We start from the raw sequence: 10,431 nt of genomic DNA, 5'->3' as shown, positions 1-10,431 counted from the left end.
CGCTTGCGTACTACGACCGGAAAACCGAGAGTGTGCTCCGGATAGACTAAAAGTGTTACCTATGTTCCCGGTCTGATCTGTCACCTATGTATCCGGTCATACAGTAGCGCCACCGGGCACGCAGGCCGCACTAAAGCACGCTTAACGCCTTCTCAACGACGTTCTCAACGGTAAAACCGAAATACGGGAACAGCTTGTCGGCCGGCGCCGATTCACCGTATCCCCGCATGCCGACAATGGCCCCTTTCAGCCCGACATATTTGTACCAGTAGTCGGCAATGCCCGCCTCAACCGCCACGCGGGCCGTCACGCTGGATGGCAGGACCGATTCACGATACGCCTCATCCTGTGCGTCAAAGATGTCGGTTGAAGGCAGGGAAACCACGCGCACCGCGTGACCTTCGGCAGTCAGCTTCTCCGCCGCTTTGACGGTAATCTCCACCTCGGAACCGGTGGCAATCAGGATCACATCTGGCTTGCCGCCGCTGTCCTTCAGAATGTAACCGCCGCGGGCAATGTCTTTCACCTGCTCCGGCGTGCGCTCAATCTGCGCCAGGTTCTGACGTGACAGGATCAGCGCCGTCGGTCCGTTATGGCGCTCTACTGCCAGCTTCCAGCCCACCGCGGCCTCGACCTGATCGCACGGACGCCAGGTGCTGAAGTTTGGCGTCAGGCGCAGGCTCGCCAGCTGTTCAACGGCCTGGTGGGTTGGCCCGTCTTCCCCAAGCCCGATGGAGTCATGGGTGTAAACCATAATCTGCCGCGCTTTCATCAGAGCCGCCATGCGTGCAGCGTTACGGGCGTATTCCACAAACATCAGGAAGGTGGCGGTGTAGGGGACAAATCCCCCGTGATGAGCGATACCGTTGGCAATGGCGGTCATGCCGAACTCGCGTACGCCATAGTGAATATAGTTTCCGGCGATATCCTCTTTCAGCGATGTCGAGCCAGACCAGATGGTCAGGTTGCTGGGGGCCAGATCCGCCGAGCCGCCCAGCAGCTCAGGCAGGATTGGGCCAATCGCATTCAGGGTGTTTTGCGATGCCTTACGGGTGGCGATTTTGGCCGGGTTAGATTGCAGGTTTTCAATCAGCGCCTGGGTTTTCTCTTCCCAGTCCTCCGGTAGACCTCCGCTCATGCGGCGGGTGAATTCGGCCGCCAGCTCCGGGTAGGCCTTTTTGTAGGCGGCAAATTTCTCGTTCCAGGCGTGCTGGGCCTTTTCACCCTCTTCACGGGCATCCCATGCGCGGTAAATCTCTTTCGGAATTTCGAACGGCGGATATTTCCATCCCAGTTTCTGCCGGGTCAGCGCCACTTCCTCATCACCCAGCGCCGCACCGTGCGCCTCTTCTTTACCTGCTTTGTTCGGCGAACCAAAGCCGATAACCGTGCGGCAGATAATCAGCGACGGTTTGTCCTTCACGCTTTGCGCTTCCTGAATTGCTTTTTTCACCGCCTCGGGATCGTGGCCGTCAATTTCATGCACCACATGCCAGTGGTAGGCTTCAAACCGTTTTGCCGTGTCGTCGGTAAACCAGCCCTCGGTTTCCCCGTCTATGGAGATGCCGTTGTGGTCATAGAAGCCAATCAGCTTGCCCAGCCCCAGCGTGCCCGCGAGCGAACAGACCTCATGGGAGATCCCCTCCATCAGACAGCCGTCACCCATAAAGACGTAAGTGTAGTGATCGACGATGTCATGCCCCGGCTGGTTAAACTGCGCACCCAGCGTACGTTCCGCGATGGCCAGCCCAACGGCGTTGGCTAAACCCTGTCCCAGCGGCCCGGTGGTGGTTTCCACCCCTGGCGTATAGCCGATCTCCGGGTGGCCGGGGGTTTTCGAATGCAGCTGGCGGAAGTTTTTCAACTCTTCGAGCGGCAGATCGTAGCCGGACAAATGCAGCAGGCTGTAGAGCAGCATCGACGCGTGGCCGTTAGAGAGAATAAAACGGTCGCGATCGTACCAGGTGGGGTCGTTAGGGTTGTGCTTCAGGAAATCATTCCACAACACTTCGGCAATATCTGCCATGCCCATTGGTGCGCCAGGGTGGCCGGAATTGGCTTTTTGCACGGCATCCATGCTGAGGGCGCGAATGGCATTGGCTAACTCTTTACGGGACATAGTTCACTCCGTGGCAAGGTTAAAGTTTGGCGGCGAGAAGATCTTCAAGTTTGCGCTGGTCGACGGCGAACTGGCGGATGCCGTCCGCCAGTTTTTCCACGGCCATTGGGTCCTGATTGTGCTCCCAGCGGAATTCCGCTTCGGTCATGGCTTTCGGTTTGGGCAGTACGGTAGAGGTCGGCACCAGTTTACGGATCACCGTCTCTTCTTTGTCCTGCAGCTTTTTCAGCAGGTCAGGGGAGATGGTCAGGCGGTCACACCCTGCCAGCGCCAGGATCTGCTCGGTGCGGCGGAAGCTGGCCCCCATTACGATGGTTTCGTAGCGGTGCTGCTTGTAATAGTCGTAGATATTACGTACCGACTTCACGCCCGGGTCTTCTTCTACCACGTACGGATCCATCGGCTGTTTTGCCTGATACCAGTCGTAGATGCGCCCGACGAACGGTGAGATCAGGAATACGCCCGCTTCGGCACAGGCGCGTGCCTGCGCAAACGAGAACAGCAGCGTCAGGTTGCAGTGGATCCCCTCTTTCTCCAGTACTTCTGCCGCGCGGATGCCTTCCCAGGTGGAGGCGAGCTTAATCAAAATGCGTGATTTGTCGATCCCCTGCTCCTGGTAGAGTTCGACGAGGCGGCGGGCTTTATTGATGCTCTTCTCTTTATCGAAGGAGAGGCGGGCGTCGACTTCGGTGGAGACGCGCCCCGGGATGCTTTTCAGAATTTCCGCACCGAAATTAACCGCCAGCTTGTCACTGGCTTCGGCAACCTGTTGTTCCTGGGTTTTACCGCGCTGTTTGCCATAGGCAATGGCGTCATCAATCAGGTGACTGAAATGGGCAAGTCCTGCCGCTTTGAGCAGCAGCGACGGGTTGGTGGTTGCGTCTTCAGGCTGGTAGTGCCGAATCGACTCGATATCGCCGCTGTCTGCAACCACGGTAGTGAATTGTTTGATGCCGTCAAGTTGGTTCATAAGTCATGACTCCTTGAAAATAAAAGCGTTAGGCGAGTGCGTTAGTTCACACTTCTGGAAAAATCATGATGGACTTAACAAAAAAGCATAGCAGACGGGGGAGGCATTGCTTTTGAGACGGGTAACATGGCTGTTATAAATTGATAACAATTTTTAATGTGTGATGGTGAGAGTTTGGCAGCCTTCAAAGTTTATGCGGCAGCCTGCGGCGATACTATCTGACCGATACGTAAAAGGAATAACAAGATGGACGATCAGTTAAAACAGAGTGCCCTCGATTTTCACGAGTTTCCTGTCCCGGGTAAAATCCAGGTTTCCCCGACAAAACCGCTGGCAACCCAGCGCGACCTGGCGCTGGCCTACTCGCCGGGCGTGGCGGCACCGTGTCTCGAAATTGAAAAAGATCCGCTCGCCGCTTACAAATATACCGCGCGCGGCAACCTGGTCGCCGTGATCTCTAACGGTACGGCGGTGCTGGGCCTGGGCAACATTGGTGCGCTGGCCGGTAAGCCTGTGATGGAAGGGAAGGGCGTTCTGTTCAAGAAATTCGCCGGTATCGACGTGTTTGATATCGAAGTGGACGAACACGATCCCGATAAATTCATCAATGTCGTGGCGGCGCTGGAGCCGACCTTTGGCGGGATTAACCTCGAAGACATCAAAGCGCCGGAATGTTTCTACATTGAGCAGAAATTGCGTGAACGTATGAACATTCCCGTGTTCCATGATGACCAGCACGGGACGGCGATCATCAGCACTGCCGCCATTCTTAACGGTCTGCGCGTGGTGGAGAAAAATCTCTCTGACGTGCGCATGGTAGTCTCCGGCGCGGGTGCGGCGGCCATTGCCTGTATGAACCTTCTGGTGGCGCTCGGGATGCAGAAACACAACATCGTGGTCTGCGACTCCAAAGGGGTGATCTACAAAGACCGCGAACCGAACATGGCGGAAACCAAAGCAGCCTACGCGGTGGACGACGACGGCAAGCGTACGCTTGAGGAGGTCATTGACGGCGCGGATATCTTCCTGGGCTGTTCAGGCCCGAAAGTGCTGACCCAGGAGATGGTGAAGAAGATGGCGCGTGCGCCAATGATTCTGGCGCTGGCGAACCCCGAGCCGGAAATCCTGCCGCCGCTGGCGAAAGCGGTGCGTGAAGATGCCATCATCTGTACCGGTCGCTCCGACTATCCGAACCAGGTGAACAACGTGCTCTGCTTCCCGTTCATCTTCCGTGGGGCGCTGGACGTCGGCGCGACGGCCATCAACGAAGAGATGAAGCTCGCGGCGGTGCACGCCATTGCGGAACTGGCACACGCCGAGCAGAGCGAAGTGGTCGCTTCAGCCTATGGCGATCAGGATCTGAGCTTTGGCCCGGACTACATCATTCCAAAACCGTTCGACCCGCGTCTGATTGTCAAAATCGCGCCAGCGGTTGCGAAAGCGGCGATGGACTCTGGCGTGGCGACGCGCCCGATAACCGATTTCGATGCTTACGTGGATAAGCTCACCGAGTTTGTCTACAAAACTAACCTGTTTATGAAGCCGATTTTCTCTCAGGCTCGTGCCGACGCGAAGCGGGTGGTGCTGGCGGAAGGGGAAGAGGCGCGCGTGCTCCATGCCACGCAGGAGCTGATCACCTTAGGGCTGGCGAAGCCGATCCTGATTGGCCGCCCGAGCGTTATCGAGATGCGTATCCAGAAGCTGGGCCTGCAGATCAAACCGGGTGTTGATTTTGAGATCGTTAATAATGAATCCGACCCGCGCTTTAAAGAGTACTGGAGCGAATACTACGCGATCATGAAGCGTCGCGGGATCACTCAGGAGCAGGCGCAGCGGGCGGTGATCAGCAACACCACGGTGATTGGCGCAATCATGGTTCATCGCGGCGAGGCGGATGCGCTGATCTGCGGCACCATCGGTGATTACCACGAGCATTTCAGCGTAGTGCAGGAGATCTTCGGCTATCGCGACGGGGTGCACACGGCCGGTGCGATGAACGCGCTGCTGCTGCCAAGCGGTAACACCTTTATCGCCGATACCTACGTCAACGACGATCCAACCCCGGACGAGCTGGCGGAGATCACCGTGATGGCGGCTGAAACCGTGCGTCGCTTTGGTATCGAACCGAAGGTGGCGCTGCTGTCGCACTCTAACTTCGGCTCCTCTAAATCTGCGGCGGCCTGCAAAATGCGACAGACGCTGGAGCTGGTTCGCGAGCGCGCACCGGAGCTGATGATTGACGGTGAGATGCACGGCGACGCCGCGCTGGTGGAGAGCATCCGCAATGAACGTATGCCAGACAGCCCGCTGAAAGGCTCAGCGAATATCCTGATTATGCCAAACGTGGAAGCGGCGCGTATCAGCTACAACCTGCTGCGCGTCTCGAGCTCTGAAGGGGTGACCGTGGGGCCGGTGCTGATGGGGGTGGCAAAACCGGTGCATGTGTTAACGCCGATTGCCTCTGTACGCCGTATCGTGAATATGGTGGCGCTGGCGGTGGTTGAGGCGCAGACGCAGCCGCTGTAAGTGATGTTTGTCGGGTGGCGCGTTCGCTTACCCGACCTACGGGTTGACCAGGACGGATAAGCGCAGCGCCATCCGGCAGTTAAACCCAGTCCCGAACCTTAATAAACTCACTCAGGGCAGCCTCCGGGCTGCCTTCTTGTGGCTCGTAGCAGTACTCCCAGCGCACCAGCGGCGGCATTGACATCAGAATCGACTCCGTGCGCCCGCCGGTTTGCAGGCCAAACAGCGTCCCGCGATCCCACACCAGGTTAAACTCCACGTAGCGCCCGCGACGGTAAAGCTGGAACTCGCGTTCGCGCACGCCGTAGTCGGTGTTTTTACGCCGTTCAACAATGGGCAGATAAGCGTCGGTATAGCCTTCGCCCACCGCACGCATAAAGCTGAACGCGGTATCAAAATCAGGCGTGTTCAGATCGTCAAAGAACAGCCCGCCAATGCCGCGCTGTTCGTCGCGGTGTTTGAGGTAAAAGTAGTCGTCGCACCACTTTTTGTATTTCGGGTAAACGTCTTCGCCAAACGGCAGGCAGAGATCGCGTGCGGTCGTATGCCAGTGCACGGCATCCTCTTCAAAGCCGTAGTAGGGGGTCATGTCGAAACCGCCCCCAAACCACCAGACCGGATCGGCCCCCGGTTTTTCCGCAATGAAAAAACGCACGTTGGCGTGGCTGGTTGGCACAAACGGGTTGTGCGGGTGTACCACCAGCGAAACGCCCATCGCCTGGAAGCTGCGGCCTGCCAGTTCAGGACGATGCGCCGTTGCAGAAGCGGGCATGGCTTCCCCGTAAACGTGGGAAAAATTGACGCCTGCCTGTTCAAAGATCCCGCCGTTTCGCAACACACGGCTACGCCCGCCGCCGCCGGCCTCGCGCTGCCAGTTATCTTCCTGAAAATTACCGCCATCTGCAGCGGCCAGTTTCTGGCAAATCTCATCCTGCAACTGCAGCAGGAAGGTTTTTACCCGCTTTGCATTCGGTTTCATTAACGTTTCCTGGAGTGCGCTTTTTGATTATCGAACCAGTTAAAGTAACTGATGATGCCGGAGGCGATGGCATTGGCGATTTTCTGACGAAACGCTGCGGTACCAAGCAGACGCTCTTCTTCCGGGTTAGTGATGAAAGAGGTCTCCACCAGCACGGACGGAATCGACGGTGATTTCAGCACCACGAACGCGGCCTGCTCCGTGCTCTTGCTGTGCAGACGGTGCACCGGCTTAATCCGTTTGAGGATATGCGAGCCCAGCGTCAGACTGTTTTTGATGGTATCGGTCTGCACGAGGTCGAACAGCACCTGCTGTAACAGGTGATCTTTATCGGTGGCCTTCTTCCCGGCGACTTCATCCGCACGGTTTTCACGGTCGGAGAGATATTTCGCCATGGCGCTACTGGCGCCGCGATTGGAGAGGGCAAACACCGACGCGCCCGCGGCGGAAGGGTTTGTAAAGCCATCCGCGTGAATGGACATAAAGAGATCGGCACCATGCTTATGGGCAATTTCCACGCGGTCATACAGCGGAATAAAGGTGTCGCCCGTGCGCGTCAGGCGGGCGTCAATGCCGTTGCTGCGTAAAATCGATCGCACATTTTTTGCAATTGCCAGCACGACGTGTTTTTCTTTTGACCCGTTTTTGCCAATGGCGCCGGTATCAATGCCGCCGTGACCCGGGTCGAGCATGACCAGACGCTTCGCGCCTGGTTTTTTGGCTTTGGGTTTGCTGTGTCCGTTACTGGTTTTAAGCGTGCTCTCTTCTTTTGCCTGAGCCTGCTGTGCGATGCCCGTTAACGTTAAGGCCGCCAGCCCCGCTTTGAGAACCTGACGACGCGATGTGAGTGCTTTTAATGGTTTGAATGTGCTCATGCGGCCTGAATAGTAAAAATTGCGGTCCTGGTGTTATATCGTATCGCGTTTAGCGTTACGACAGTCCTTATTGAGAATTGTTTTACTTTTCATTTCAATACGTGACAAAGTGACATTATGCCAAATTTTGGCGAGATTTTCCCCGGTTATTGGCTAAATGCCCTGTTCGCGCCATAATCACTGTTTTTAAACCCGAAAAGGCGGTTAATACCATGGAGATACGCGTTTTTCGCCAGGAAGATTTCGAAGAGGTGATCACCCTTTGGGAGCGCTGCGATTTGCTGCGTCCGTGGAACGATCCAGAGATGGACATTGAGCGTAAGCTGAATCACGACGTCAGTCTGTTTCTGGTGGCGGAAGTGAACGGCGAAGTGGTGGGCACGGTGATGGGCGGTTACGACGGCCATCGCGGCTCTGCTTATTATCTGGGCGTTCACCCGGAATACCGGGGGCGCGGTATTGCCAATGCGCTGCTCAATCGTCTTGAGAAAAAACTGATCGCTCGCGGTTGCCCGAAAATTCAGATCATGGTGCGCGAAGATAACGACGTGGTGCTGGGCATGTATGAACGTCTGGGCTATGAACACGCTGACGTGCTGAGCTTAGGTAAGCGTCTGATCGAAGATGAAGAGTATTGAGATCCACCCGGCAGATTACGACGCGCAGGGGCGTGTCAGGCTGCCTTTCTTATTCTGGTGCGTACTGCTGCTGCAGGCCCGCACCTGGGTGCTGTTTGTCATGGCCGCCGCGTCCCGCGGGCAGGGCGATACATTACTGACGCTCTTTTATCCCGATCACGACGCCTTTTGGCTCGGCCTGTTACCGGGCGTACCGGCGGTGGTGACGTTTTTGTGCAGCGGCCGACGACAGGCGATCCCACGGCTTTGGCGTGCGCTTCGCTGGCTGCTGATCCTGGCCCAGATTGCGCTGCTCTGCTGGCAGCCTGTGCTCTGGTGGTACGGTGAACCGCTTACGGGCATCGGCATTGCGCTGGTGGTGGCCGATATCGTGGCGCTGCTGTGGCTGCTGACTAACCCCCGCTTACGCGCCTGTTTTACGCATGAGTCAGATTAACGCGGCACTTTTTGCCGATGCTGCACTCCAACAAGCGTTGATTTAACACGTAAGGACGTTTCAATGAAATCGCTGCGTTTACTTTTATGCGCTCTCCCGCTGGCGTTAACCGGCTGTTCAACGCTCTCCTCCATTAACTGGTCGGCCGCTTATCCGTGGAACTGGTTTGGCTCTTCGCTGGAAGTGACCGAGCAGGGCGTGGGCAACATTACCGCCGCGACGGCGCTGGATCAGGACGCGCTTCAGGCGGCCCTGAGCAGCGACTATCGTCTGCGCAGCGGCATGAAAACTGAAAACGGCACTATCGTGCGTTACTTCGAAGCGCTGAAAGGAGACAAACTGGCGCTGGTGATTAACGGCGATAAAGGCACGGTAAACCGTATTGCCGTGCTGGACGATGCCATCCCGACGGCGAGCGGCGTGAAGGTTGGTACGCCGTTTAGCGATCTCTATAAACAGGCTTTCGGCAATTGCGCCAGCGCGCCTTCAGACGATGGCGTGGCGGTGCAATGTAAAGCACCGGACAGCCAGCACATCAGCTATCTCTTTACCGGAACCTGGAGCGGTCCTGAAGGCTTAATGCCGTCTGACGATACGCTGAAAAACTGGAAAGTGAGCAAAATTATCTGGCAGCAGTAATTTGCGCCTGAACAATCCGTCTCGCTGAAATCCGGGTATAATACCCGCCATCAATGCCACGTTGTCGTGGCATCTTTATTTCAGGAGGAGCGATGTCTCAGGTTCAGAGTGGCATTTTGCCAGAACATTGCCGCGCGGCGATTTGGATTGAAGCCAATGTGAAAGGGGATGTGGATGCCCTGCGTGCGGCCAGCAAAGTCTTTGTGGATAAACTGGCCACCTTCCAGGCCAAATTCCCGGATGTCCATCTGGGCGCTGTGGTGGCCTTTGGCAATAACGTCTGGCGTCAGCTGAGCGGTGGCGAAGGGGCTGAAGAGCTCAAAGACTTTATCCCTTACGGCAAAGGTCTGGCACCGGCAACCCAGTACGACGTGTTGATCCATATTCTCTCTCTGCGCCACGACGTGAACTTCTCCGTTGCTCAGGCGGCGGTAGCGGCGTTTGGTGACAGCATTGACGTTCAGGAAGAAGTCCACGGTTTCCGCTGGGTGGAAGAGCGCGACCTGAGCGGCTTTGTCGACGGGACGGAAAACCCGGCAGGTGAAGAGACGCGCCGTGAAGTGGCGGTCATCAAGGATGGCGTGGATGCCGGCGGCAGCTACGTATTTGTTCAGCGCTGGGAGCATAACCTTAAGCAGCTTAACCGCATGAGCGTGCAGGATCAGGAGATGATGATTGGTCGTACCAAAGAGGCCAACGAAGAGATCGACGGCGATGTACGCCCGGTGACCTCGCACCTGAGCCGCGTTGACCTCAAGGAAGACGGTAAAGGGCTGAAGATTGTTCGCCAGAGCCTGCCGTATGGCACTGCAAGCGGAACCCATGGCCTTTACTTCTGCGCCTACTGCGCGCGTCTGTACAATATTGAGCAACAGCTGCTGAGCATGTTCGGCGATACCGACGGCAAGCGTGACGCCATGCTGCGCTTCACCAAACCGGTCACCGGCGGCTACTACTTCGCACCATCCATTGAGCGTCTGCTGGCGCTGTAATTCCCTTTCTCCCTCTCCCTTTGGGCTGAGGGATCCCCAGTAATATGGTCATGCCACCATGACCATATTACTGTACTCTTTTCCCAGCTTTTTCATCTCGTTAACTATATTCAGCCGTCTTACTTTCCCGGGCTCATGCCGGATGACTTCTTCCGCCAGACTCAGGTATGACAGAACCCGTCTGTGCCTGATGCTGCTTGCCTGATAGTGCCAGTGTAAACACTGCCTTTCTGCCCTGTAACCTGCCAGCCACATCA

At 56.6% G+C, this 10,431-nt stretch carries 9 protein-coding genes and 1 pseudogene; 5 read left to right on the top strand and 5 right to left on the bottom strand.

Going from position 1 to position 10,431, the window contains the following annotated elements; genetic code table 11:
• Positions 1-130: 130 nt before the first annotated feature.
• Entirely contained in the window at positions 131-2,119 is a 1,989-nt protein-coding gene (gene tkt, locus AC2FAK_RS22740) for a transketolase (RefSeq protein ID WP_013098214.1), read from the bottom strand.
• A gap of 19 nt (positions 2,120-2,138) precedes the next feature.
• Positions 2,139-3,089: a transaldolase gene (gene tal / locus AC2FAK_RS22735; RefSeq protein WP_094916714.1), complete on the bottom strand. Its 951-nt coding sequence runs from the start codon at positions 3,087-3,089 to the stop codon at positions 2,139-2,141.
• Between the two features lie 246 nt (positions 3,090-3,335).
• Between tal and maeB the strand changes: the two genes are divergently transcribed.
• Complete coding sequence (gene maeB, locus AC2FAK_RS22730) at positions 3,336-5,615, top strand: NADP-dependent oxaloacetate-decarboxylating malate dehydrogenase (RefSeq protein ID WP_095455058.1); 2,280 nt, start codon at positions 3,336-3,338, stop codon at positions 5,613-5,615.
• Between the two features lie 79 nt (positions 5,616-5,694).
• Here maeB and hemF read toward each other — a convergent pair whose 3' ends face one another.
• On the bottom strand, positions 5,695-6,594 hold the full coding sequence (gene hemF / locus AC2FAK_RS22725; protein ID WP_058684223.1) for an oxygen-dependent coproporphyrinogen oxidase: 900 nt from the start codon (positions 6,592-6,594) through the stop codon (positions 5,695-5,697).
• A complete protein-coding gene (gene amiA, locus AC2FAK_RS22720) occupies positions 6,594-7,469 on the bottom strand; it encodes an N-acetylmuramoyl-L-alanine amidase AmiA (protein WP_013098210.1) in 876 nt (291 codons plus the stop codon). Before amiA ends, hemF begins: the two co-directional genes overlap by 1 nt.
• A 212-nt stretch (positions 7,470-7,681) precedes the next feature.
• Here amiA and AC2FAK_RS22715 point away from each other — a divergent pair, with 212 nt between their 5' ends.
• The 4 genes from AC2FAK_RS22715 (at position 7,682) to AC2FAK_RS22700 (ending at position 10,174) form a co-directional block, all read left to right on the top strand.
• A complete protein-coding gene (locus AC2FAK_RS22715) occupies positions 7,682-8,107 on the top strand; it encodes a GNAT family acetyltransferase (protein WP_014832842.1) in 426 nt (141 codons plus the stop codon).
• Entirely contained in the window at positions 8,094-8,543 is a 450-nt protein-coding gene (locus AC2FAK_RS22710) for a DUF2919 domain-containing protein (RefSeq protein ID WP_014832841.1), read from the top strand. Before AC2FAK_RS22715 ends, AC2FAK_RS22710 begins: the two co-directional genes overlap by 14 nt.
• A gap of 63 nt (positions 8,544-8,606) precedes the next feature.
• Positions 8,607-9,182, top strand: a complete 576-nt coding sequence (locus tag AC2FAK_RS22705; RefSeq protein ID WP_013098207.1) for an RpoE-regulated lipoprotein — start codon at positions 8,607-8,609, stop codon at positions 9,180-9,182.
• A 92-nt stretch (positions 9,183-9,274) separates the two neighbouring features.
• Entirely contained in the window at positions 9,275-10,174 is a 900-nt protein-coding gene (locus AC2FAK_RS22700) for a Dyp-type peroxidase (RefSeq protein ID WP_095455057.1), read from the top strand.
• A gap of 48 nt (positions 10,175-10,222) precedes the next feature.
• Here the strand turns inward: AC2FAK_RS22700 and AC2FAK_RS22695 are convergent.
• A pseudogene (locus AC2FAK_RS22695) lies at positions 10,223-10,431 on the bottom strand (IS4 family transposase); the annotation flags it as partial.

It is taken from the genome of Enterobacter cloacae complex sp. 394F7 (assembly GCF_057320385.1).
The sequence above is the reverse complement of the archived record's forward strand: the minus strand, read 5'-3'. Positions and strand labels throughout refer to the sequence as shown.